Here is a 23,845-nt window from a genome sequence, read left to right on the forward strand (position 1 = left end):
TACAACGAACCCGCGGCGATCGGAGGGGGGCTGCTCACGGATTTTCGCCGGGCGAGCCGCCGCACGCGGCGTGCATGCTAACATCCGACCATGTCCGATTGCGCCCGTCGCGCCACGTACCAGGATGTGCTTGACACGCCGCCGAATCAGGTGGCGGAGGTCCTGAACGGCGTCCTCCACGCGACGCCGCGGCCCTCCGTGTCCTCCCGCAACGTGACGTCGGTGCTCGCGGGCGAGCTGTACCTGCCATTTCGCCGGGGCATCAAGGGGCCTGGCCGGTGGGCGCTGCTGGTCGAGCCCGAGCTGCACCTCGGCACCGATCCGGACATCGTGATCCCTGACATCGCCGCGTGGCGCCGCGATCGGATGCCGCAGATCCCGATGCGGAACGCGGCGATCTTCCTCGCGCCCGACTGGGTGTGCGAGGTGATCTCGCCGTCCACCGAGGCGCTCGATCGCCGCGAGAAGATGGAGATCTACGCGCGCGAGCTCGTGGCGCATTACTGGCTGATCGACCCGCGGCTCCGGCTCCTGGAGGTCTACCGCATCGACGGTGGGCGGTTCGCGCGCGTGGGCGCGTGGGAGGGTGACGTCACCGTGCGCGCGGCGCCCTTCGACGCCGTGGAGATCGAGCTCGGCGTTCTCTGGCAGGAATAGCGCAGGAATAGCGCAGGAATAGCGCAGGAATAGCGCAGGATCTGCCGTCGCCGGTCGGCGTCGAGCCGCGCGCCAGGCGAGGTGCGTGAGCTCCGCTTTATCGTGATTGTCACCCCGAGATCGGGGAAGCGACGACCGTCCGCCGCCGGATGCAGCCGGGGCGTGCGGCTTGCATGGGTGTCGAGGACACTCGGCCATGTTCGGCGCTCGTCATGTGCAGCCGTCACACGGGGGGAACATGAAGCGCATCAACATCATCGGCCTGCTGGCCGCGCCGCCCGCATGCCTCGGGGCAGCGCAGCTCGCATCGGCCGCACCCACGACGCCCGTCGAGGAACTCGTCCTCATCGCGGAAACACGAGCTCCCGTCGCCGCGGATGCGGCCGGCGCTCGTCCTGCACGCCAGTGGCCCTGGTACGGTCCCTGGTACGGGTCCTGGTATGGTCATTGGTACAGGCCCTGGCATGGGTACTGGCACGGTCATTGGCACGGTCATGGTCACTGGCACGGTCATGGTCACTGGCACGGTCATGGTCATTGGCATGGTCTCTGGTACGGGCACTGGCGGTGACATGACCGGCGGCGGCCCGATGGGGGGCCTCGCCCCCTCGGCCGGCGGACGCCCGAGGGAGGGCAGGGCGGATCGCTGAGGGCGCCGGCGCCGCGGCAGGAGAGCGGGACGGGCGGCCCTCTCCCGGTATCGCTCTCGTCGGTCAGGTTCGCGGGCGCTCGCAGGCGGGCACACCCGGAGGGGACTGCATGGAGGGAAAGCGGAACCGCCGGAGTCACGCCGCAGCCCTTGTCGCCGTCGTGGGCCATCTGGGCCTCGTCGTCATGGGGGCTCTCCAGATTCATCCCGCGGGAGACGGCTGGCTTGCGCGGGCGCTCGCGGTTTACGGCGCGCTCTCCGGGGCCGAGAGCGGCTATGCCTTCTTCGCGGACAGCATCACCCCGCTGCCCAGGGCCAGCTTTCACGTCTCGGATGCCGGCGGTGCGACCCTCACCGACGCCCTCGAGTCGGGCGCCAGCCGCGAGACGGAGATCCGGATACTGAACCTCATCACGCCTTTCTTGAGCGTGGAAGACCCGACGATCCAGCGCTCGATCGCTGCCTCGTGGGCGGGCAAGGTGCTGGCGAGACACCCCGCGGCCGAGAGCGTCCTCGTCCGACTGGAGACGTGTGATCTGCCGTCGATGCGGGAGTACCGGGAGGGGAAGCGGTCCAGCTGGAACCTGCAGTACGAGGCGAAGTTCATGATCCGCTCGAAGCTCCGGACCTCTCGAGAGGCGAGCGGGGGTGCGCGGTGAAGGAGCCCTCGATCGGCCTCCGCGGGGTGGCCGCAGGCGCCGAGCCCGCGCGCGTCCTCCGCGCGATCGAGCGCTTCGCGCTGGCGCCGGCCTCGGCGGCGCCGCTCGCCGCCCTCCGCATCGGGCTCGCGGCCGTGCTCTTGCTTCAAGCGGCGCTCGTCGCGCCCGCGCTCTTCGAGCTCTACGGCCGGTCCGGGATCCTCCAGGGGCCTCTGCGCGACGTGTTCGCGAGGACCGATCTGCCGCGCATCGGCTGGGCGGTGGAGCTCCTCGCCCCGCTCGGGATCGGGGAGGATCCGGTCATCCTGGGCACGGGCGTGATCTACGTGGTTGCCCTCGCCGCGCTCCTGGTCGGTTGGTGCACCAGGGCCGCGGCCTTCCTGGCGTGGCTCACCCACCTGATGCTGGTGACGACGGCGAGCTCCACCGTCTATGGCGTGGACAGCTTCGCCAGCATCTTTCTCTTCTATCTCCTCTGGATGCCCTCGGAGGCCGCGTTCTCCATGGATCGCCGGCTCGGGCGCGCGCGCGGAGGGCCCACGCCGGCAGCCCGGCTCGGGTTGCGCGTGGTGCAGCTGCACCTCTCGTTCGCCTACCTCGTCAGCGGGCTGGGAAAGGCAGCGGGCGAGCCGTGGTGGGACGGCGAGGCGATCTGGCGTTCGGTCATGTTGCCCGAATACCGGCAGTTCGACCTCGCGTGGCTCGCCGGCGCCCCCTGGCTCGCGGCGGTCGCCGGGTGGACGGTGCTGCTCGTGGAGATCGGCTATGGCTTCCTCATCTGGCCGCGCCGCACGCGGCTGCCATGGGTCGTCGCCACCATGGCGCTGCACGCCGGGATCGCCTTGTTCATGGGGCTCCTCGTGTTCGGCGCCCTCATGGCGGTGCTCACCATCGCCGCGTTCGCGGTGCCGAGCGAGCCGCCCGGGCCGGCGCTCCGGCTGGCGCGGCGCCGGGGTGATCCTCACGTCCCCCCTTCTGGCGAACGGCGCTCCCGGATAAGCTGTCGCAGGTCCGATCATGTCCCGCACGGCCATCCCGACCTGGTGCATCGCCGTGGTGCTGGTGAGGCACCGGAACCGGTTCCTCCTCGTGCACGAGCGCAAGCACGACCAGCGCTGGTATCTGCCGGCGGGCCGCGTCGAGCCCGGGGAGACGTTCGCGGAGGCGGCGCGGCGCGAGGCGCTGGAGGAGAGCGGCGTCCCGGTGGAGCTGGAGGGCATCCTGCGCATCGAGCACAGCCCGGGCCCCTGGCAGGCGCGCTTCCGGGTGATCTTCCTCGCGCGGCCTCGGGACGCCACGCCCCCGAAGAGCCAGCCGGACGAGCACTCGCTCGAGGCGCGCTGGGTCACGCTGGAGGAGCTCGCGGCCTTGCCGCTGCGCGGCCCCGACGTGGAGCGCTATTGCGGCGACGTGCTGGCCGGAGCGCAGGTCTTCCCGCTGTCGCTGCTCGGGGCCGAGGGGGGGCCGCTCCTCGTGAGCGGCCGCTGAGGCGGCGCCCCCCGCGCCGTGGCGATCCCGCTGGCCGCGCGGCTGCTCGTGTCTACAGCTTCAGCTTCATCCCCTCGTGGCTCGCCACGAAGCCGAGCCGCTCGTAGAAGCGGTGCGCGCGCAGCCGCGCCTTGTTCGAGGTGAGCTGCACCCGGAAACACCCCCGCCGCCGCGCCTCGTCGATGGCCCATCGCATCATCGCCTCGCCGATCCCGCGGCCCCGGAGGCTCGGGTCCACGATGACGTTCTCGATCTGCGCCACCCGTGCTCCGCGGTTCGCCACGTACTGGATGATGGTCAGGTGGAACGCGCCGGCGACGCGCCCCTCGACCTCCGCGACGAGCAGCGCGTTGTTCGGATCTTCGGCGATGGCGGCGAGCGCCTCGCGGTAGCGCGGGTCGAGCGGCGGGCCGGGGTGGTCCGTCTTCGCGTTGCCCTCGTCCGGGATCGAGAAGAGATGGACGATCGCCGGCAGGTCTGCCTCGGCGGCGCGGCGGATGGCGGGTACGAGCTGCGGCTGGCTCATGCGCGCATCCTGCCACGACACATGGCGGTCCCGCACGGAATCACGGAACCACGGAATCACGGGATCACGGGATCACGGAATCACGCCAGGAGCCGGGCAGGGGAGCAGAGAGGCATAGAAACAGACGAGCAGAAAAATAGAGATGCCGAGAAACAGCGGTGCAGGGAGCGGGAAGCGTGAATGAAGAGAACCGCGGGAGTTCTTCCTTTTCAGGCCCGCACGATTCGCCTTCATGCTCGAGTGCGATCTAGACACAGGCGATCAAGCCGTGCAGAGTCGACGCATCATGTCGACCCGGAGGACCGTGTAGATGCGCGTAGTCAACACAGCCGACATCCTCGCGATCGAGTCTCTCAAGGCGGATGAGCGCACCCTGCTGGGGCTGTTCAAGGAACTCCGGAAACATTCGGAGCTCTCGGCGTACCTGCCCGAAGTCTGCCACCTGTCCTTGAGATGGGTACGCCTCCTCGAACGCCAGCCGCTCAAGCCTCGTGCGCTCCTCGGCAAAGGCATGCTCGTCGTCACCGAAGGCTCGGGCGAGGTCATCGGGGGCTCGCCCTGCCGCGTCCAGGCGGGAGACGTCGTGATGGTCCCTCCCGGCGGGCTGCAGGGGCTCGTGGGCGGCGCGCCGGGCGGGCTCTCCGCGATATCCATCCATCTCGAGGAGCTCGACGAAAGCGAGCCTCGCTGGGACACGCCGTGTCTGTGCGCGGCGCTCGGGCGGGAGGACGGCGCGGACGAGGCGTCCCCGGATCGCGCCGTTTCTCCCGTGGATCTGCTCGTCGAGGAGAACGAGGTCCACGCGCGGGAGTTCGCGGGCAGCCCCTTGATGCAGCTCATCCGGTCCGAGCGCGCCCTCCGGGACGACGTGAAGCGGCGGATGCTCGGCGCGCTCCAGATCTGGTCGAACGCGTTCCAGAAGGTCCTGTGCGCCAGGGTCGTCTTCGAGTCGCACCCCGGGGCCATCGCGATCGCCGAGCGCCACCTCGCCGACGAGGTCGGGCACAACCGGAGGCTCTCCAGGATGCACGACCCGCGGAGCTCGCCGTCCTGGGATCGCGGCATCGCCGCGGCGTCGTCCTGGTTCATCGAGCGGATGGGCTCGGCGTCCACCGAGGAGCGGACGGTCCTCGTCCACTTCGTCATCGAGCGCTGCGCCGACGTCCTCCTCACGGCGGCCCAGCAGATCTTCCCCGACTCGGACTACTTCGCGACGCACGCCGAGGTGGACGCCGAGCACTTCAAGCTCGGGTACAGCCTCCTGAAGGGCTTCCCCGGCCTGGACCTCGGCCCGCTGCGGGGCGCGCTCACCGAGGGCTGGCAGATGATGAACCTGATCTGCCAGCGCATCAGCGACATCGCTGCGGGGGACGGCGACGCGGCCGCCGAGATGCCGGCGGGCGGCGCGAGCCCCGGCGAGCTCGCCCGCGATCCACGGCGCGAGCTGACGGCCGTGCTGGATGGCCTCTGCGGCGGTGTGATGTGAGCCGCTGAAGCGCCGAGGGAGAGGGAGAGCCCCTCGCTCTCTCCTCTCCCTCCCGCTCCTGGCGCGCGTGCTCTTCGCGCGCTTCGTGACGCGCGGCGCGCCGCGCGGCCGGCGCTAGCTCGAGGCCTTCACCACGTCGGTGATGCCCTGCACGCTCTTCGCGCTCTTCGCGAGCATCTCCTTCTCTTCTGCGGTCAGCGGCAGCTCGACGATCTTCTCGATGCCCTTGCCGCCGAGGATGACCGGCACGCCCATGAAGATGTCCTTGTAGCCGTACTCGCCGTCCAGGTAGGCCGCGACGGGGAGCAGCCGCTTCTGGTCGAGCAGGTAGCTCTCGGCCATCGCGACGGCGCTCGAGGCGGGCGCGTAGTAGGCGCTCGTCCCCATGAGCTGGACGATCTCGCCGCCGCCCTTGCGGGTCCTCGCGATGAGCGCGTCGAGCTTCTCCTTGCTGATGAGCTCGGTCGCGCGCACGCCGTTGATCGTGCACGCCGACGGGATGGGCACCATGTCATCGCCGTGGCCGCCGAGGACCATCGCGCGCACGTCCTTCACGGACACGTTCGCCTCGCGCGCGAGGAACAGCTGGAAGCGCGCGCTGTCGAGCACGCCCGCCATGCCGAGCACGCGCTCGCGCGGGAAGCCGGTGCGGCGCTTGAACTCGTAGACCATCGCGTCGATCGGGTTCGAGATGACGATCACCAGCGCGTTCGGGCAGTGCTCCTTCGCGCCGTCCGCCACGCTGCGGATGATCGGCAGGTTCGTCGCGACAAGGTCGTCACGGCTCTGGCCCGGCTTGCGCGGGATGCCGGCCGTGACGATGAGGACGTCGGCCCCTGCGCAGTCCGCCCAGCTCGAGGTGCCCTTGATCGAGGCGTCGTAGCCCAGCACGGCGCCGTTCTGCTCGAGGTCGAGCGCCTTGCCTTTCGCGAAGTCCGTCTTCTGGGGGATGTCGAACAGCACGACGTCCCCGAGCTCCTTGCGCGCGATGAGGGCCGCGAGCTCCCCGCCGATGTTGCCGGCGCCGATGAGGGCGATCTTTCTTCGGTTTGCCATGGGCGGCCCTAATACCACCCCCCCGGCCGGAGACCAACGGGGCTCCAGGGCGGCGCGGGGGAGGGAACTCGGCCGGCGCCTTCGAAACCTGTCGACTCGGCCCGCGAGCCCGGGTAAGCCGCGCCCCATGGTCACCGAGGACGATCTGCGCACCGCGCTCGGCAGGGTGCTCGAGCGCACCTCGCTCGCGGGCCCCTTCGCCCGCTACGAGGGCAAGGTGCGGGACTGCTACACGACGCCGGACGGCCGCCGCCTGCTCGTCGTCACCGACCGCATCAGCGCCTTCGATCGCGTGCTCGGCACGCTGCCGCTGAAGGGCCAGGTGCTGAACCGGCTGTCCGCCTTCTGGTTCGAGCGCACGCGGAGCGTCGCCCCGAACCACATGATCTCCCAGCCCGACCCGAACGTCCTCGAGGCGATCGAGTGTGTGCCCCTGCCGGTCGAGATGGTGGTGCGCGCCTACGTGACGGGCGTGACCTCGACCAGCATCTGGACGCACTACGCGCGTGGCGAGCGCGTCTTCTGCGGCCACCGGCTCCCCGAGGGCCTCCGCAAGAACGAGCGCCTGCCGCGGCCCATCCTGACGCCGAGCACCAAGGCGCCGAAGGGCGGGCACGATCTCTCCGCCTCGCGCGAGGAGATCCTCGCCCTCGGCACGATCGACGCGCGCGACTTCGACGCCGCCGCCGAGATGGCCCTCGCGCTCTTCGAGCACGGCGCCCGCGCGTGCGCGGAGCAGGGGCTCATCCTCGTCGACACCAAGTACGAGTTCGGCAAGGACCGGGACGGGAACATCGTCGTCATCGACGAGATCCACACCCCCGACTCGTCCCGCTTCTGGTTCGCCTCGTCCTACGGCGAGCGCTTCGCGGCCGGCGAGGACCCGGAGTCGTTCGACAAGGAGTACGTGCGCCGCTGGCTCGCCGCGCGCGGCTTCCAGGGCGACGGGCCGATCCCCGCGATCCCGGACGAGGTCCGGATCGAGGCGTCCCGCCGCTACATCGAGGCGTTCGAGCGGATCACCGGGGCGGCGTTCGTCCCTGACCTCGAGGACCCGGCGGTGCGCATCCCGCGCAACCTGGGGGTGTGAGGCGGGCGCGGCCGCGCCCATGAATCGTCGCGGGGCGCGGGCCGGCGGGCTCAGGCCTCGGGCGCGACGAGCTTCTTCGCCCAGAGGATGGCGTCCTTGCGGGCGCGGCCGACGACGAGGTGCCGCGCCAGCACGGCCGAGCGGCGGAAGCCGTTCGCGAGGAGGGCGGCGCACAGCTCCTGGTCGTCCGCGGGGGCGAAGGTGAAGGTGCTCACGGCCTTCTCCTCGACGAGGCGCTCGCACAGCGCGCCTATGGCGGCCGTCGTGGCGAGCCGCTCCGCCTCGTGGCGCGGCGGGCACAGGATCTCCAGGAACGAGTTGCCGAAGCACGACTGCATCTCCCACGCGGCGTGCAGCGTGAAGCCGCCCCGCGCGGACAGCACGTAGCCCGTCCGCACCGCGTCGCGCCCGAACGGCTCGAAGCCCGTCAGCGCCCGCCCCGCCCGCTGCGCGGCCGCGACCGCGCGCCGCAGCTCGACGCCGCTCGCGGGCGCGATCTTGATCGCGGGCAGCGGCCGCCCCTCGGCCTCCCGGAGCAGCCGCCTCGCGCGGGCGATCGTGCGCTCCGCGAGCAGGACCGCCGGAGAGGCCGCGACGTCGTCTCCCCCGCCGCCCTCCTCGCCGTCGCCGCTCGCGCGCAGCCGCGACGTCATCTCGGACACGACCGCCCCGAGGATCCAGGCGTCGCTGCGCTTGTAAAAGCCGGGGATCGACCCCTCCCGCGTGAACCCGAGGCGGGTCCACGTCGGCACCTCGTCGCGCTCGACCAGCGTGAAGATCTTCTCGACCCCCTCGCGCTTGGCGGCCGACAGCACGAAGCTCCGCTTGGACGGCGTGGGTCCCGCGCGGAAGTCGACGATGCGGAGCGTCCGGTGCCGTCGATTGACCAGGAGACAGAGCGAGACGGAGTCGTTCCGGAACAGGAGCTCGTCGACACCGCTGCTCGCCGTCGAAGACAAGTTTGTCGCTGCCATACCCCCTCACGCTCGGCGCAGACGTGACGCCTCGGATCCGATGTTCATTGCAGAATTGCAAATTGCAGATCTGCAATGCCCCCCCTAGCAGTCGAGGCCCACAGCGTCAACGATGTCGGCGGGATCGCGGTGAGGAGGGGCTCAGGGGGTCGCGGCGAGCCGGCTCGCGTCGCTCGCCTTGACCCCGAGGGCCACGAGCGCCTCCTGGAGCCGGGAGCGCTGGAGGGAGATGCGGGTCGGCATCCCGCCGGAGATCTTGAACGTCTCGAGGAAGTTCACTCCGCTGTCGAAGCGGGCGGCGAAGGTGATGCTGTCGTTGTCGACGACGACGGAGATGGGCGCGCGCTCCTGCCCGATGAGGAGGAGCAGGGTCTTGTCGTAGGCCCCGCCCCGCTGGGAGGCGTCGACGAGGACGAGGCCCGGCTCGACGCGCTCGTAGCGGAGCGCGAGCCGGCGGGTCTCGGCTTCCATGGTGGCGAGCTCGGCGCCGGCCTGGTCGATGGGCGTCCAGAGCGACGGGTCGGAGAGGCCTGACGCGAGGTGCCGGACGATGAGGCCGAAGAGGGCCTGATCGCGGGGGCGGGCGCGGAGCGCGCGGTCCATGCGGGTGGCGGCCGGGCCCGGGACGCCGATGCGGGTGTCGATGGCGCGGGCGTCGTCGTCGCAGCCGGGGTAGGGCTCGACGCCGCCGCGCATCCACTTCGCGCCGCTGGCGAGGCCGTCGAAGTCGACGTGGCAGACGAGGGTGTCGACGCGCCCGGCGCGGGCGACGAGCTCCGGCGTGATCATCTCGGGGCAGGCGCCGTGCTCGGCCTTGGTCGACAGGACGAAGCGGGGGTCGCCGGCGAAGCGCGCGTGGTGGGCGCTGTCGTGGTGATCGACCCAGGCGGCGAGCCGCGGCCCGAGGTCCTGGATGAGGGGGAGCGTGACCGTCTCGAAGCTCTTGCCTCCCGCCTCCGAGGCGAAGGCGATGTCGAGAACGGCGACGTTGCCGCGCAGATCGCGGGCGCGGGGGAGCTTGCGGGGGGAGGCGAAGGCGAGATCGAATCCGTGCATGGCGTGGCTTCCCGGGGAGGTAGGTACCGTCCAGCCGGGCGACCCGGCGCGTGCCGCGTCGGGCGCCCTGCTCCATACACCCGAAACGGTGGAGGCGCTGCGGCGGAGGACCTTTCTCGGGCGAGGCCTGAATGATCCGCTAGGATGATCCGACCAACGGCAGGGGCGGCTCGGCGTGCCGGGCGGCCCCGCAGTGAGTGCGCCGCCGCGCAGAGAAGGCCGGCGGTTCCAGGGAGACTCGACAGGTGGGGACGGCGCTCGGGCTCGCCGCGCGAGCGGGGCTGCCGTCCTGTGTCGGAGGAAGTGGATGAGAAGCGACGTTCTGGGACTCGGTCTTCTGGCTCTTGGGGGGGTGCTCTGCGCGGGGCTCCCGGGCACGCCGGCCGTCTCCGAGGCGAAGGCAGAGCCCGCCCAGGTGGTGGTGTCGGCCGCGCAGGTGACGGGGGCGGCCGCGCAGGCGACCGCGACGGTCGGCCAGGCGGTGTCGGGGCCGGCGTGCAAGCTGAAGGGGACGGCGCCGGTGCCCAAGGGCGCCCGGCTGCATGACGCGCCGAGCGGCGGCAGGACGGTCGCGAGCTTCACCGGCGCGCTGGTCCCGATGACGCTGAGCGCGATCCCGGCGGATCCGGCGGCGGGCCGCGCGCGGCTGAGCACGTCGGACAGCTCGCCTGCGCTGCGGATCGACGGCTACATCGCGCCCTCGGACGTCGCGGTGTTCACGACGCGCGACATCCCGGTCATCGCCGGGCACGTGTGGATCTCGAGCGCGCAGAAGGTGAAGCTCGTCGCGGCCACGGGCGACTCGCTGCGCGCGGAGCTCTCGATCTCCGGGTCCGAGAGGCAGACAGCCAAGGCCTCGGCCCCCTGCGACGCCTTCGCGCTGCAGCGCGGCGTCCCCACGAAGATGGAGATCCCCGGCAGCGCCCGCGGGTACCTGATGAAGACGTCGACGATCGAGCTCTTCGATCGCCCGGACGGCGACGTGATCTTCACGCTGAGGATGCTCGAGGGGACGGCCCAGCTCTTCTGGAGCACCGAGGCGAAGTCCGGCTTCGTCCACCTGATGTCTCGGGGCGACCTCACGATCGACGCCTGGGGTCGCCTCAAGGATCTCGAGCCGCTGAAGAAGGGCGAGATGATGGACCAGTACATCCCGCCGACGACCGCGGTGGCCGGCGCGCAGCTGGCGCTCGACAAGGCGCCGCCGATCGTGAAGGCGACGAGGGCGATCCCGGTCCGCGCGCGGCGCGACGAGAAGGAGAAGCCGATCGGCGAGATCGAGGCCGGCGCGGAGATCTACCTGCTCGAGACGGTGGCGGGCTGGACCAACGTGCTCCCGAAGGCGCTCGGGATGACGCCGCCGGACGAGGGCGGCTTCTGGATCCCCGCCACGGAGACGCCGAAGTAGCGAGGGCGCGCGGGCCCGCCGTGCGCGGTGGGCTCGCCCGGACGACGCGCCGCAGCGCCGGTCCGGGCGGGAGCGGCGCCGTGCTCGAGGCGTCAACGCTCGATCAACTCTCGAGCGGTTTCGCCGCGCCGGGCGACTAGGATGGCGCGCATGTCCAGATCGCCGTTTCGTTTCCGGCGGCCTCGCCTTGGCGCCGCGGCCGGGGTGATCGCAGCCTCCGCGGCCGTCGGTGGCAGCGCCGCCGCGCAGGCCGCGCCCGTGGTGCTCCCTCACGCGGCGGGCCAGCAGGCGCTCGCTGTCCGCATCGATCCGGGCGGGGTCACCGCCCGCGCCTGTCCCGCTGCGGCGGCGTGCGCGCCCGACGGCGGCAAGGTCCTCGCCGTGCCGTCCGAGGTGGCGCCGCTGCTCGGCGGCGCGCGCGTCGTGCCGGTCACCCTGGCGGACGGCAAGCGCCTCGCCAAGATCGAGGCGCCGGCCGCGGGAAAGCCGGCGGGCGCCGGCGCGCCGGAAGGCGCGAGCGGCAGCTGGGTGATGCTGCTCGCGGCGCCGCTCGCGGGGAAGGGGACGGAGCCGCTCGTGCTCTGGAGCGGCTGGACCGGCGTCGCGACAGGGGAGCACGGCGAGGGGCGGAGCGACGCCGTGGTCGTGGAGCCGCTCGGCGGCAGCGGAAGCCGTGTGCTCGTCGGGCAGCTGCGAGACGACGTGACCCTCTGCGGGCGGCCGGCGCTGGTCGGCGCGAGCGAGGTCGATCCCCGGACCATGACGCTCCTGAAGGGGGCCAGCTTCCAGAACCTCTCGGCGGAGGAGCGGCGCGCCGCGGGCAAGGTGGTCGCCGAGCGCCGTGACGCCGACGCGGCGGCGGCTGCGTTCCGGCTGCTGCGCCCGACCGCCGCGTCGAGCGCGGTCGGCAAGCGCTTCGCGGAGATCGCCGACGGCGATCCGAAGACCGCGTGGTCCGAGGGCAAGGCGGGCGCGGGCCGGGGAGAGTTCGTGTCGTTCTCGTCGGCGGACGAGGTCGGGATCACGGGCCTGGGTCTGCGCATCAAACCGCCCGACGGCGTCGAGGGCGGCGCCGCGCCGCGCACGCTCTTCGTGGCGACGCCCGACCGGCTCTTCCAGGTGAGCCTGCCCGAGGACGCGTGGCTCAAGGAGTCCGCCGGCTACGAGGTGAAGCTCCCCGAGGAGATCAAGGCCTCGTGCATCGCCGTCGTGCTCGACGACGCGTACGCGCCGGCGGGGGCCGGGGGTCGCGGCGCGCCCGCGGCGCCGGAGGTGCGGGTGACGATCGCCGAGGTCACGGCGCGCACGGCGTTCGACGGGCAGGGCCCGGCGGCGCTCGTGGGCGCGCTCGCGGGCGGCGGCGAGCGATCCAGGGCGGCGGCGGCGCTGCTCGCGCGCGGCGGGCCGGAGGCGGTCGAGGCGGCGATCGCCGGCTACGACAGGCTCGACCCCGCGGGCAGGCACCTCGCCCGGGGCGTGATCGACACGGCGCCCTGCGCGGTGCAGATCCCGTTCCTCGCCGCGCGGCTGGCGTCCGGCGCGGCATCGGCGGCGCAGCTCGCGCCCGGCGCGGCGTCCGCGGGGCGCGCGTCCGGGCTGGCGTCGGCCGCGCCGGGGCGCGCCGCTCGCGCTGCGCCGCCCGAGCTCGATCCGGAGCTCCACCACGCGCGCGATCGCGTCCGCCGTTGCGGGCGCGCGGCCGCGCCGGCGCTCGCGGAGATCGTGAAGTCGGGCGCGGCCGCGGCCAGGGTGGTGGCGGCCCGGGAGCTCGCGCTCGTCGCGCCGGCCGAGGCGATCCCGGCGCTGCTCGACGCCCTCGCCGGGGCGCGCGGCGCGGCGCGGAGGGAGCTACGGGCCGCGCTCGCGCTGGCGGCGCGGAGCGAGCGGGCCGCTTCCGTGGTCGAGGAAGAGGTGCAGATCGAGCGGCTCCGCGCCCGGCCGGAGGACGCGCAGCTCGATCTGCTGCGCGCGCTCGGGCCGGCGCTCGGGCGGGTGAAGGGCGGCGGGGCGGCGTTCCAGGCGCTCGCGTCGGCGGGCAGCGCGCCCTTCGAGCGGCGTTACCTGCTGCAAGCGCCGGCCGCGGCGCTCGCGCGCGCGGGCGAGGCGCCGGCGGAGGCGTACCTCCGGGCGTCGCTCAGGAAGGACGCCGACGCGCACGTGCGCCTCCGCGCGGCCGAGGTCGCGGCGGACGTGCCGTCGCTCGCGCAGGACCTGCTCGCGGCGGCCTCCGATCGGGACGCGCGCGTGCGCGAGGCGGCGATCGTGGCGCTCGCGCGCGCGGCCGCTGCCGGCGCGAAGCTGCCCGCCGGCGCGGCCGAGGCGCTCGCGGCGCGGCTCACCTCGGACCCGTGGACGTTCATCCGGGGCGGCGCTGCGCTCGCGATCGGCGCGATGCCGGCGACGCCGGCGGGCGACCGTGCGCTCGTCGGGGCGCTCGCCGACAGCTCGCCCGAGGTGCGCCGGCATGCGCTCGATGGGCTCGGCGCGCACCGCGCGACCGCGCACATCGAGGCCGTGCGCGACCGGGCGGAGGACAAGGAGGAGGACCTCGAGGTGCGCGCGCGGGCGATCCTCGCGCTCGGGGCGATGTGCGACGCGAGCTCGGTCGACCTGTGGACGCGGCTCGCGCTCCGGGCGAAGGCGCCGATCGGCGAGCACGATCAGCGGCTCGGCTCGGCGGCGCTCGCGGCGCTCGGGTCGGTGCACCCGGCGGATCTGCCCGCGCGCCTCAAGCCGCTGCTCGACAAGGACACGCCGCACGGCCTGCGCGAGGCGGCGAGGGCCGCGCTCTCCGCGGCGCCGCAGTGCCGCCGCCGCTGAGGCGGCAGACCGGCCTCCGCGCGCGCCGTTCGCGCGCTAGAGTGGTTCCATGAGCGTGATCGCTGGCCGCATCTCGACCCCGAAGGACATGACCTTCGACGAAGCCGCTCGCCTCGATCCGGACGCGCAGGCTGGAGAGATCGTCGATGGAGAATGGGTGCCCATGACGAGCAACACCTGGCGGCACGGGGAGCTCGTCGTCAACGTCAGCGTTCTTCTCAAGCTCTATGCCCGCGAGCACCCGGGCTGGAGCGTCGCCGGCGGTGATCCCGGCACCAAGCTCGCGCGCGATCCGGACCGGCTGCGCGGGCCTGACGTCGCGATGGCGCGGGTCGAGCGCCTCCCCACGGGAAGGGGCGCGGACGGCTGGCTCGACGGCGCTCCGGATCTGGCCGTGGAGATCCTGGGCGACGGGCAGTCCGCGTCGGAGCTCCTCAAGAAGGCGCTCGAGTACATGGCTGCGGGCGCCGCGATGGTCTGGGTGATCGATCCCGATCCAGCGCGGGTGATGGTGCTCACGCCGCCTGATCATGTGCGCATTCTCGGGCGCGAGGACACGCTCGACGGCGGCGCTGTGCTGCCGGGCTTCACCTGCAAGGTCGCCGAGCTCTTCGGCTGACCGGCTCACCTCATCGTGCTGCCGATCCGCTGCGACAGCACCGCGGATCGATCCCACCCCCCGCGGGGGCGGCGTGAGGAGGTCGCCCGGACTGGTCGCCGCGAGAAGCGGCGTCGGCAGGCCGAAAGCGATGCCCTCGCTCTCCACTCCCCTTCATCGGCCGACGAAACGCATGCTCAACCTTCACAAGCTGGTTCGGGACGCGCTTCTGGACGACGCCACGCACGCCCCGACCCTGCGAGCTCGTCTCGAGCGGGACGGGGCGCGCGCCTTTCGCTACTTCGACCGGATCCTGCGCAGCCGTGAGGCCTACGCCAGGGTCGGTCTCGATCTCACCGAGTTCTCTTCGCTGCTCCCCTTCGATATCTCCAGCCTGTCGACTCCGCTCCTGGTTTGTCTCGCCATGCAGCGCGACGGCTACCTGCGCCAGCGCGCTGTCTCCGCGCTCGCCGTCCGAGTGGAAGCCATCTCGCTGGCTGGCGTCGCGAGCCGGATCGTCGACCCTGTTCCCCAGGTCGCTGAACAGGCGCGCGACGCCTGGGCCTCGCTGCTGGCGTATTCGAGCGTCCAGCACCTGGTTTGGTGCCTCCCGCTCGTCGACATGGTCATCAAGACGCCACGGGGCGCGCGCTCCAGTGTTCTGCAAGACGTCGAAGGCTTCATGTCCCGCTTCCCGGACATGGCCGTCGCCGAGCTCGACCTCGCGACCCGTTCGGCAGACCAATACTTGCGCCTGAGCGCGTTCACCCACCTCGCTCGCTTGTTCCCGGACGAGCTCACCCCGCGCCTCGCTCGAGCCCTCGAAGACGCGAGTCCTCCCGTCCGACGATGGGCAGGACAGACCGGCGACCGCGCGCTCTCGATGCTCACGAGCTCCTCCGGCCAGACCGCGCAGCTCATCGGCGCCCTCGCGGTGCTGTCAGAGTTCGGCCGCGAACAGGATCGACCTCTCATCGAGACGTTCGTGAAGGACAAACGCGCAAGGGTCGCCGCCGAAGCAGCTCGCACGCTTCGACTTCTGGGATAGCCCCTTCCGACGATGGCTGTTCCATGGTGAGGGCGTCAGCGCTCACCTCACGCCGCGGCCCGCCCGCCGCGGCAGCACCGCGCGCGCGCGCGCGAGCCACTCGACGAGCGACGTGGCGTCCGGGGGGACGGCGTCGAGGTCGGCGTCCTCCGCCACGCGCACCATGGCGGCGCCGTCGCCGGGCATCATGCCCTTCGCAGCGAGCATCGCCTGCGCCCTGAGGGGCGACAGCTCCTCGGTCGCCTTCTCGCCGAGCAGCGCGAGGATCCAGCCGCCGAGCGCCGGCGCTGCCACGCCGCCGATCACGTCGGGCGGCGAGGACAGGGCCGACGAGACGCGCCGGATGCCCTCCGCGATCGCCTCGCGGCGCGCCGGATCACGGTCGATGTCGCGGGCGAACGCGAGGATCTCGCACCCCGCCTCCTGCGCGTCGAGCGCCGCGCCCAGCACGTGGTGCGTGTCCTCGTGGGCCGCGCCGCGCGCCTGGTACTTCCGGATGCTCTTCCACTCGCGGGCGCCGCCGACGACCCATCCGCTCGGCTGGACGCGGGAGAGCAGCGTGAAGAGCACGCCGGGGTGCTTGTCCGACTGGTAGGCGGGCGCCCCGGCGCGGCTGCCGAGCTCGCTCTCGCCCTCGCCGACGAGGAAGACCCGGATCCGATCGGGCCCCTTCATCACGGCCGCGGCCCTCCTCCGAGGAGCGGCGCCTCGTCACCGCCGTTCGCGTAGCTCAGCCAGAGCTCCCCCAGCGCGTACACCCTCGCCCGATCCTCGAAGCCCGGCGTGTCCAGGATGCGCGTGGCCCTCATCCCCCGCTCGCCCGCGCGGGTGACGACCGTGACCTCCTCCGGCTGCAGCTCGTTCACCACGAGCGGGCTGTGCGTCGCGAGGAGGACCTGGGTCTTCTCGGAGACGAGGCGCAGCGCGCGCATCACGTCGGCGATGCGCGCGGGGTGCAGCCCGTGCTCGGGCTCCTCGACGAGGAGCAGGGGCGTCGGATCGAGGTGCGGCAGCGCCGCGAAGGCGAGGTAGTAGAGCATGCCCTCGCTCATCAGCGACGCCGGCACGACGGCGCCGCCCTCGAGCTTCACGCCGATCGCCTTCGTGGTGGAGCTCGGGTTGGCGAGGTGGAGGCTCTTCACGCTGGGGAACAGGCGGGTGAGCTCCTCGTTCAGATCGACGTACGCCGACAGGTCGCGGCTGATGACGGCGTCGTAGACGGCCGGCAGGCCCGTGCCGCGCTCGTCGGCGAAGCAGAGCGGGTGCCCGTCGGGGATGAGCGGGTGCGGGGCCCTCAGCGCGTCCGGATCGAGGCGGAGCGTCTGGGCCCCGCGCAGCGCCTGGACGATGTCCAGCGCAGGGCGCTCCGGGCTGGGCGCGCCGACCGCGTCGTCCCCGTCTGCGTCGTCGAGCAGGGAAGGGGGCTCGAGATCCCTGGGGAACGACATGGACCGGACCCGCCCCCCGGCGTCGAGCTCCACGCGCCACGTCGTGCTCGCCGCCGACACCTCGAACACGGCGCCGTCCGGGGCCTTGCTCGCGGGGCCGGCGCGCCCGAGCGTGTCCAGCGACGGCGCCCCGAGCGCCCGCTCGAGGACGGTGGAGAGCGTGCGGAGCGCCCGCAGCACCGTGCTCTTGCCGCTGTCGTTGGGCCCGATGAGCGCATGCAGCGGCGTCAGCTCCAGGGTCGCGTCCTGGACGCAGCCGTAGCCCTGGATGCGGAGCTGCTCGACGTAGGGTCGGTCCATCGAGATCGACCCCAGCATAGCCGCTCGCTCGGCAGCAAGGAACTTGGCCCGTCCTCGCCAGCCCCTCTACGCCGCGGTCATGCGCCGCCTCCCGTCGATCGCGCTCGTCGCCCTCATCGCGCTGGCCGTCCCCGTGGCGAGCGGACTCGGCGAGCGGCACGCCAGCGCCAGCGTCGCCTATGCGTCGCCTTACACCTTCGAGCAGACCTTCGGCACGGCGCTGCGCCTCGTGCGCGTCGATCTCGGCTTCAAGATCGTCGAGAAGGACGTCTCCAATGGCTACCTGCTCTTCGAGTACCGGAGCCCGGAGAGCGGCGGCAGGGTGACGCAGGGGGCGATCGAGGTCGTGGACGGCCGCGCCGGGGTGCACGTCGCCGTGCAGCTCCCGGCGATGCCGCAGTACCACGAGCAGGTGCTCCTCGACGGGCTCGTCAAGAAGCTCACCGACGAGCACGGCGACCCGCCGAAGAAGGCGCCCGCGGGCGCGCCTCCCCCTGACGCGGGCGCGCCCTCGCCCGACGCGGGCGCGCCCTAGCCGCGCCGCACGTACTCGAAGTCGACGGGCTTGCCCTTGAGCCCCTTCGCCGGCGCGGCGATCCAGTTCGCCATCTGCTTCGGATCGAACACCGGCTTCTCCATCAGGCTCCGCACGTAGGCCTCGTCGCTCGCCGTCGGCAGCCACGCGTCGCGCCGGCGCTCCCACGCCTCCTTCGAGAGCGGGTTGCCGTCGACGTCGAAGTGCAGCCCCGCGTGGATCCCCGAGCTCCGGTGGAAGCGCCGGCTCGGCAGGCTCAGCTTGAACGACACGCCGGACGCCTCGATCACCCGGTTCATCTTGTCGATCCCGCGCTGCGAGTCGGCCACGTACTCGTCGCGCAGCACCTCGTTCATGGCGTTCCTGAGCGGCACCTCCTCGCGCCGCCAGCCGGTCACCGCGCCGCCCCCGGCGGCGGGCACGTGCGGTACGTGCGGTACGTCGATCACGTACACGCCGTCGAGCGCCCGGTGGTCGTCGTACGACGCCTCCTTCGCGCGGCCCTTCACGCTCGAGGCGAAGAACGACGCCGCGTTCGACGAGATCTCCCCGCCGAAGAGGTCCAGCGACAGCGAGTACCAGAGGTTCAGGTACTTCTGCATCGTCGGCAGATCGATGCCGCCCTCGGCGCGCGCGTCCTCGTTCGCGTTGCGCTTCATCAGCTCGCACGTGCGCTCGACGATGCGGAGCAGGCCCGTCTCGCCGACGAACATGTGGTGCGCCTCCTCGGTCAGCATGAACCGCGTCGTGCGCGACAGCGGATCGAAGCCGCTCTCCGCGAGCGCGAGCAGCTGGTACTTGCCGTCGCGATCCGTGAAGTAGGTGAACATGAAGAACGAGAGCCAGTTCGTGCACGGCTCGTTGAAGGCGCCCAGGATCCGCGGCTTGTCCGGGTCGCCGCTGCGCCGCTCCAGCAGCGCCTCCGCCTCCTCCCGGCCGTCGCGGCCGAAGTGGCTGTGCAGGAGGTACACCATCGCCCAGAGGTGCCGCCCCTCCTCGACGTTCACCTGGAACAGGTTCCGCAGGTCGTAGACGCTCGGGCAGCTCTGGCCGAGCAGCCGCTGCTGCTCCACGCTCGCGGGCTCCGTGTCTCCCTGCGTCACCACCAGCCGCCGCAGCATGTTCCGGAGCTCCCCGGGCACCTCTTGCCACGCCGGCTCGCCCAGGTGATCGCCGAAGCCGATCGTCCGGTCCGCCACCCGATCCGCGAGGAAGATGCCCCAGCGGTACTCCGGCATCTTCACGTAGTCGAAATGCGCCCACCCCTCGTGATCGACGCTGATCGCCGTGCGCAGGTAGATGTCGTCCGCCTGGAAGCCCTCGGGCCCCGTCTCCCGCCACCAGTCCAGGAACTTCGGCTGCCACGCCTCGAGGGCGCGCTGCAGCTTCCTGTCCGACGCGAGGTCGACGTTGTTCGGGATCCTCTCCGAGTTGACGACCGCGCTCATGTCCGCCTCCAGTCGAATTCGGGGCGCTCTGGCCGCCCGTACACCGTCAGCGCGCCCCGCTGGCCCACCGCGTTGGGGCGCTGGAAGATCCAGTTCTGCCAGGCCGACAGCCGCGAGAAGATCTTCGTCTCCATCGTCTCGGGCCCGCAGAAGCGCAGGCTCGCCTCCATTCCGGTGAGCGCGTCGGGCGACAGGCTCACCCGCTCCTCGATCGCGAGCCGCACCTCGTCGTCCCAGTCCATCGCGTCCGGCGCGAAGGTGCAGAGGCCCTCCTCCAGCGCCTCCTCGGCGGACAGGAGGCCCGTCTTCTCCTTCAGCGCGGCCACGCGCTCCGGCGCGCCGAGGAAGCGCGACGCGAGCCGCGTCAGGCCGTTCGACATGACGAGCGGACCGAAGTTCAGCGAGCTCAGCGCAATCGACGCGGGCGACGCGGGCGACGCGGGCGACGCGGGCGACGCGGGTGACGCGGGCGCCCCTGCCTGCCCCTCGTCCCCTCCGCCGTCCAGCATGTAGGAGCGGTCCGCCGCGAGGGCGAGCTCGAACAGGCTCCCCGCGAAGCAGGAGCCCGGCTCGATCAGCGCGAACACGCTGCGCGCCGTCAGGTCGAGCCGCTTGAGCACGCGCCGCATGTGGAGCAGCACCTCCTTCACGAACCAGTCGTCGCGGCTCGCCCACAGCGCCTCGTCCGCGGCCCGCACCGCGGCGGGAGAGCCGGACGTCCGCAGGAGCACGAGGCCCACCGTCGGGTGGTTGAAGCGGAGGTCGAGCAGCGCGTCGTCCAGCTCGCGGAACGCGCGGAGCGCCCACAGATCCGCGCCCGCCCGGCGCATCCCGGCGGCGTCGGTCGGTGTCTCGCGCGTCTCGCGCCCTTCGCCGTCCGGCCCGAGCACGCAGATCTCCGCGGTCCTCGCGGCGCGGTCCACCTTCATCGACACGTGGCGGTAGTCGCAGGTGGATACGTCGCCCGCCGTGGCGCGCCGCGCCTCGAGCGGCGAGAGCCTCACCCCGGGCCCCGCCCTGTCCGGCGTCGCCGCCGCGAGCTCGGCGGCGCGCTGGGCCACCGCCTGCTCGAAGCGGCTCTTCGGGATCGATCGATCGACGAGGCCCCACTGCTCCGCGCGCTTGCCGCGCACCCCCTCGGCCAGCGTCGAGAACACGTCCGCGAGATCCCTCCGCACCTTGCGCTTGTCCACGAGCCGCGTGAGCCCCCCGGTCCCCGGGAGCACGGCGAGCAGCGGCGTCTCCGGGAACGAGACGGCGCTGCTCCCGTCGTCGGCGAGGAGGATCTCTTCGCACGCCAGCGCGAGCTCGTAGCCGCCGCCCGAGGCGACGCCGTTCAGCGCCGCGAGGTAGCGCTGCCCGCTCTCGGAGCACGCCTCCTCGAGCGCGAGGCGCGTCTCGTTCGTGAACTTGCAGAAGTTGACCTTGAACGCGTGCGTCGACGACCCGAGCATGTAGATGTTCGCGCCGGCGCAGAAGATCCGCGGCTGCGCGCTCGTCACGACGACCGCCTTCACCTCGGGGTGCTCGAAGCGCAGCCGCTGCACGATGTCGGCGAGCTCGATGTCGACCGCGATGTCGTAGCTGTTGAGCTTCAGCTGGTAGCCGGGCCGCGCCGCCGCGTCCTCGTCGACGTCCATCGCCACGCGCGCGATCGCCCCCTCGAACGAGAGCTTCCAGTGCCTGTAACGGCCTGGCTCCGTCTCGAAGCGGAGGGGCGCGTCCTCGCCGGACGCGCCGTCTTCCCGGGCCCTGATCTGCGGCGCCGGCGCCGCGGAAGGAGGAGAGGTGGTCGCTTCCATACCCGACGAGCCCACCACCACGCCGGGGTTCAGTCAAGCAGTATAGTTCTTGTTGGACCGCCTTTCATGAAATATAGTGCATCGACGAGATGGCGTCCCGTCAGACATCGCGCAGGGCGCGCGCAGGCCAGGGGCCGGAGGCGGGCGCTGCAGGCGCGGCGGGCGTCGCGGACGGCGCGCCGCCAATCCTCGCGCACCTCGGCGGTCGGCTCCGGCAGCGGCGGACGGAGCTCGCGCTCACCTTGCGCGAGCTCGCCGAGCTCGCCGGCGTGAGCGAGCGCTTCCTTGTGCTGCTCGAGAGCGGGCGGGCGAACGTCTCCGTGGTGCGGCTCGAGGACATCGGCCGCGCGATGGGCACCTCGGCCGCCGCGCTGCTCTCGGCGGGCGAGCTCGGCGAGGAGGCGTCGCCGCGCGGCCGGTCGGCCGGCGAGGCGGGGGAAGGGGCGGGCGAGCCCCTCGTCGCGCTGCTCGGCCTGCGCGGGGCCGGCAAGACAACGATCGGCGGCCGCGCGGCGGCGCGCCTCGGCGTGCCCTTCCTCGAGCTCGACGCCCTCGTGGCCGCGCGCGCGGGGATGAGCCTCGCCGCCCTGTTCGAGATCCATGGAAACGCCTACTACCGGCGGCTGGAGCGCGAGGAGCTCGCGCGGCTCGAAGGCGCGCGCGCCCACGGGATCGTGGCCACGGGCGGCGGCCTGGTGACCGATCCGGCGACCTTCGAGCGACTGAGGCGCTGCGCGGTGACGGTGTGGCTGCGGGCGACGCCCGAGGACCACTGGCGCCGCGTGGTCGAGCAGGGGGACGCGCGGCCCATGGCCAACCGGGCCGACGCCATGAAGGAGCTCAGGGCGCTCTTCCAGGCGCGGCGCGCGCTCTATGAGCAGGCCGACTTCGCGGTGGACACGTCGGCGCTCGGTCTCGCGCGCTCTGTCGATCGCGTGGTCAAGATCGCGCGTGAAGCTGGTAGAAGGAACGCGACGCGCTCGCCTTGAGTCGGGGGCGCGCTCCCCCTCCTCACCCATGTCCATGCCGCGCCTCAAAATTCTCTTCGTGGTGTCCGAGTGCGTCCCTTTCAGCAAGACAGGTGGTCTAGCCGACGTGGCGGGCGCGCTGCCGATCGCGCTCGCTGCGGCCGGTCACGACGTGCGCGTCGTGATGCCCGCATACCGTGCCGCCAAGCGCTACCTCGACCGCCAGATCGCGCTCGCCGAGCAGCAGCCCGCGGGCAGCGAGGCCGTCGCCGCGCCGGCCGTCGCCGCGGCGGCCGCCGGCAACGGGCTCGCCGCTTCTGCGGCCGACGCGGCCCCGGCGGCCGACGCGGCCCCGGCGGCCGATGCCGCCCCGTCGGCCGACGCGGCCCCGGCGGCCGGCGCGGCCCAAGGCGGAGGCGGCGAGCCCCCGGCGGAGCGCTTCGTGCCGCACCGGCTGCCGCTCTCGCTCGGCGTGCCTCTCGGCGGCGGCGAGGCGTGGACCGCCGTCTGGGAGACGCGCCTCGATCCCGGGGCGCCCGGCGCGCCTGCGCCCCGCGTGTACCTGCTCGAGCACGACGTGCTCTACGATCGCGACGGCATCTACGGCGACGCGCACGGCGAGTTCGGGGACAACCTCGCCCGCTACGCGCTCCTGTCCCGCGGCGCGCTGCAGCTCTGCCACGCGCTCGAGTTCTGGCCGGACATCGTCCACGTCCACGACTGGCAGTCGGCGCTCGTCCCGCTCTACCTCAACGTCCTCGAGCACCGGTCGCCGCTCGCCCGCGCCGCGTCCGTGCTGACGATCCACAACCTCGGCTACCAGGGCTGGTTCAACAAGGGGCAGCTCCACACGACCGGGCTCGGGTGGGATCAGTTCCACAGGTTCTGCCTGGAGGCGTACGACAGCATCAACCTGCTCAAGGGCGGCATCTACAACGCCACGCTCGTCTCCACGGTCTCCCCCAGGTACGCGCAGGAGATCCAGACGTGGGAGGGCGGCGAGGGGCTCGACGGCGTGCTGCGGGATCGCGGCACCGACGTGATCGGGATCCTCAACGGCATCGACGATTCCATCTGGAACCCCGCGACCGATCCCCACATCGCGGCGCCGTTCTCCGCCGAGGATCTCGGCGGCAAGCGCCTCTGCAAGGCGGCGCTCCAGCGAGAGATGGGGCTCGAGGAGCGCCCCGACGTCCCGCTCCTCGGGCTCATCAGCCGCCTGGCGACCCAGAAGGGGATCGACATCCTCGCGGGCGCGCTCGACCACATCCTCTCGCTCGACGTCCAGCTCATCGTCCTGGGCTCCGGCGAGCGCTGGGCCGAGGACCTCTTCTCGCGGATCTCCGGCGCGAGCGACCGCTTCCGCGTCTACGTCGGCATGAACGAGGGGCTCGCCCACCGCATCGAGGCGGGCGCCGACCTCTTCCTGATGCCGTCGCGCTACGAGCCCTGCGGGCTGAACCAGATGTATAGCCAGCGCTACGGGACGCTGCCGGTCGTGCGCGCCGTCGGCGGCCTCGACGACACGGTCGAGAACAACGTCACGGGCTTCAAGTTCGAGGAGATGTCGTCGAGCGCGCTCGGGAACACCGTCGCGTGGGCGGTGCACCTCTACCGCGCCGACCCGGCCTACTTCCGGTCGATGCAGCTGCGGGCGATGAAGAAGAACTTCGGCTGGGCGCAAGCCGCGCGGCAGTACGAGGCGCTCTACCGCCTCGCGATCGCCCGCCGCACCGGCCGCCCGTTCTGATCGCGCCCGCGCCCCCGGCGGAGGCGCGGCGCGATCGGCGCGTGCCTCCCTTGCGGGGAGCGCGTGCCTCCCTTGCGGG

20 protein-coding genes and 1 pseudogene are annotated in these 23,845 nt (G+C 72.4%); 13 read left to right on the plus strand and 8 right to left on the minus strand.

Annotated elements, in window-relative coordinates; translation table 11 throughout:
- Nucleotides 1-90: 90 nt before the first annotated feature.
- The 4 genes and pseudogenes from WMF22_RS05910 (at nucleotide 91) to WMF22_RS05925 (ending at nucleotide 3,453) form a co-directional block, all read left to right on the plus strand.
- Nucleotides 91-657, plus strand: coding sequence for a Uma2 family endonuclease (locus WMF22_RS05910; RefSeq protein ID WP_437298126.1), 567 nt, complete (start codon nucleotides 91-93; stop codon nucleotides 655-657).
- Between the two features lie 759 nt (nucleotides 658-1,416).
- Nucleotides 1,417-1,965 (plus strand): hypothetical protein, encoded by a 549-nt coding sequence (locus WMF22_RS05915; protein WP_437298127.1) that lies wholly within the window; start codon nucleotides 1,417-1,419, stop codon nucleotides 1,963-1,965.
- A 326-nt stretch (nucleotides 1,966-2,291) separates the two neighbouring features.
- Nucleotides 2,292-2,783: pseudogene (locus WMF22_RS05920) on the plus strand (hypothetical protein); the annotation flags it as partial.
- Nucleotides 2,784-2,982: 199 nt separating this feature from the next.
- On the plus strand, nucleotides 2,983-3,453 hold the full coding sequence (locus WMF22_RS05925; protein ID WP_437298129.1) for an NUDIX domain-containing protein: 471 nt from the start codon (nucleotides 2,983-2,985) through the stop codon (nucleotides 3,451-3,453).
- A 52-nt stretch (nucleotides 3,454-3,505) separates the two neighbouring features.
- Here the strand turns inward: WMF22_RS05925 and WMF22_RS05930 are convergent, their stop codons facing one another.
- The gene (locus tag WMF22_RS05930) at nucleotides 3,506-3,979 is read right to left on the minus strand and encodes an N-acetyltransferase family protein (RefSeq protein ID WP_437744545.1); all 474 of its coding nucleotides are present in this window, start codon (nucleotides 3,977-3,979) and stop codon (nucleotides 3,506-3,508) included.
- A 310-nt stretch (nucleotides 3,980-4,289) separates the two neighbouring features.
- Here WMF22_RS05930 and WMF22_RS05935 point away from each other — a divergent pair, with 310 nt between their 5' ends.
- On the plus strand, nucleotides 4,290-5,465 hold the full coding sequence (locus tag WMF22_RS05935; protein WP_438035144.1) for a hypothetical protein: 1,176 nt from the start codon (nucleotides 4,290-4,292) through the stop codon (nucleotides 5,463-5,465).
- Between the two features lie 114 nt (nucleotides 5,466-5,579).
- Here WMF22_RS05935 and mdh read toward each other — a convergent pair whose 3' ends face one another.
- Entirely contained in the window at nucleotides 5,580-6,521 is a 942-nt protein-coding gene (gene mdh, locus WMF22_RS05940; RefSeq protein ID WP_012233684.1) for a malate dehydrogenase, read from the minus strand.
- Nucleotides 6,522-6,648: 127 nt separating this feature from the next.
- Between mdh and WMF22_RS05945 the strand changes: the two genes are divergently transcribed.
- A complete protein-coding gene (locus WMF22_RS05945) occupies nucleotides 6,649-7,611 on the plus strand; it encodes a phosphoribosylaminoimidazolesuccinocarboxamide synthase (RefSeq protein ID WP_437298132.1) in 963 nt (320 codons plus the stop codon).
- Nucleotides 7,612-7,661: 50 nt separating this feature from the next.
- Here WMF22_RS05945 and WMF22_RS05950 read toward each other — a convergent pair whose 3' ends face one another.
- Nucleotides 7,662-8,585: a hypothetical protein gene (locus tag WMF22_RS05950; RefSeq protein ID WP_438035145.1), complete on the minus strand. Its 924-nt coding sequence runs from the start codon at nucleotides 8,583-8,585 to the stop codon at nucleotides 7,662-7,664.
- Nucleotides 8,586-8,726: 141 nt separating this feature from the next.
- Complete coding sequence (locus WMF22_RS05955; RefSeq protein ID WP_437298134.1) at nucleotides 8,727-9,641, minus strand: hypothetical protein; 915 nt, start codon at nucleotides 9,639-9,641, stop codon at nucleotides 8,727-8,729.
- Between the two features lie 307 nt (nucleotides 9,642-9,948).
- Between WMF22_RS05955 and WMF22_RS05960 the strand changes: the two genes are divergently transcribed.
- The 4 genes from WMF22_RS05960 (at nucleotide 9,949) to WMF22_RS05975 (ending at nucleotide 15,515) form a co-directional block, all read left to right on the plus strand.
- Complete coding sequence (locus tag WMF22_RS05960) at nucleotides 9,949-11,049, plus strand: hypothetical protein (protein WP_438035146.1); 1,101 nt, start codon at nucleotides 9,949-9,951, stop codon at nucleotides 11,047-11,049.
- A 150-nt stretch (nucleotides 11,050-11,199) separates the two neighbouring features.
- Nucleotides 11,200-13,869 carry a HEAT repeat domain-containing protein gene (locus WMF22_RS05965; protein ID WP_438035147.1) on the plus strand — a complete coding sequence of 890 codons (2,670 nt, stop codon included), beginning with the start codon at nucleotides 11,200-11,202 and terminating at the stop codon, nucleotides 13,867-13,869.
- 49 nt (nucleotides 13,870-13,918) lie between these two features.
- Nucleotides 13,919-14,488, plus strand: a complete 570-nt coding sequence (locus WMF22_RS05970) for a Uma2 family endonuclease (protein ID WP_438035148.1) — start codon at nucleotides 13,919-13,921, stop codon at nucleotides 14,486-14,488.
- Between the two features lie 130 nt (nucleotides 14,489-14,618).
- Nucleotides 14,619-15,515 carry a hypothetical protein gene (locus WMF22_RS05975; RefSeq protein WP_437298138.1) on the plus strand — a complete coding sequence of 299 codons (897 nt, stop codon included), beginning with the start codon at nucleotides 14,619-14,621 and terminating at the stop codon, nucleotides 15,513-15,515.
- 42 nt (nucleotides 15,516-15,557) lie between these two features.
- Here WMF22_RS05975 and WMF22_RS05980 read toward each other — a convergent pair whose 3' ends face one another.
- Both WMF22_RS05980 and WMF22_RS05985 read right to left on the minus strand, forming a co-directional pair.
- The gene (locus tag WMF22_RS05980; protein WP_437298139.1) at nucleotides 15,558-16,190 is read right to left on the minus strand and encodes a hypothetical protein; all 633 of its coding nucleotides are present in this window, start codon (nucleotides 16,188-16,190) and stop codon (nucleotides 15,558-15,560) included.
- The gene (locus WMF22_RS05985) at nucleotides 16,190-17,263 is read right to left on the minus strand and encodes an AAA family ATPase (RefSeq protein WP_437298140.1); all 1,074 of its coding nucleotides are present in this window, start codon (nucleotides 17,261-17,263) and stop codon (nucleotides 16,190-16,192) included. Before WMF22_RS05985 ends, WMF22_RS05980 begins: the two co-directional genes overlap by 1 nt.
- Before the next feature lie 43 nt (nucleotides 17,264-17,306).
- Here WMF22_RS05985 and WMF22_RS05990 point away from each other — a divergent pair, with 43 nt between their 5' ends.
- Nucleotides 17,307-17,798, plus strand: coding sequence for a hypothetical protein (locus WMF22_RS05990; RefSeq protein ID WP_438035149.1), 492 nt, complete (start codon nucleotides 17,307-17,309; stop codon nucleotides 17,796-17,798).
- Here WMF22_RS05990 and boxB read toward each other — a convergent pair.
- Nucleotides 17,795-19,246, minus strand: coding sequence for a benzoyl-CoA 2,3-epoxidase subunit BoxB (gene boxB, locus WMF22_RS05995; protein WP_437298142.1), 1,452 nt, complete (start codon nucleotides 19,244-19,246; stop codon nucleotides 17,795-17,797). The genes WMF22_RS05990 and boxB overlap by 4 nt on opposite strands.
- A complete protein-coding gene (gene boxC, locus WMF22_RS06000; protein ID WP_437298143.1) occupies nucleotides 19,243-21,048 on the minus strand; it encodes a 2,3-epoxybenzoyl-CoA dihydrolase in 1,806 nt (601 codons plus the stop codon). The genes boxB and boxC overlap by 4 nt, the downstream gene beginning before the upstream one ends.
- 89 nt (nucleotides 21,049-21,137) lie before the next feature.
- On the opposite strand from boxC, the gene WMF22_RS06005 reads away from it, so the two are divergent.
- Both WMF22_RS06005 and WMF22_RS06010 read left to right on the plus strand, forming a co-directional pair.
- The gene (locus WMF22_RS06005) at nucleotides 21,138-22,037 is read left to right on the plus strand and encodes a shikimate kinase (RefSeq protein ID WP_438035150.1); all 900 of its coding nucleotides are present in this window, start codon (nucleotides 21,138-21,140) and stop codon (nucleotides 22,035-22,037) included.
- Between the two features lie 34 nt (nucleotides 22,038-22,071).
- Nucleotides 22,072-23,766 carry a glycogen synthase gene (locus WMF22_RS06010; RefSeq protein WP_438035151.1) on the plus strand — a complete coding sequence of 565 codons (1,695 nt, stop codon included), beginning with the start codon at nucleotides 22,072-22,074 and terminating at the stop codon, nucleotides 23,764-23,766.
- Nucleotides 23,767-23,845: the final 79 nt, after the last annotated feature.

Origin of the sequence: Sorangium sp. So ce204 (assembly GCF_051526795.1) — a bacterium.
Lineage (GTDB): Bacteria > Myxococcota_A > Polyangia > Polyangiales > Polyangiaceae > Sorangium > Sorangium cellulosum_B.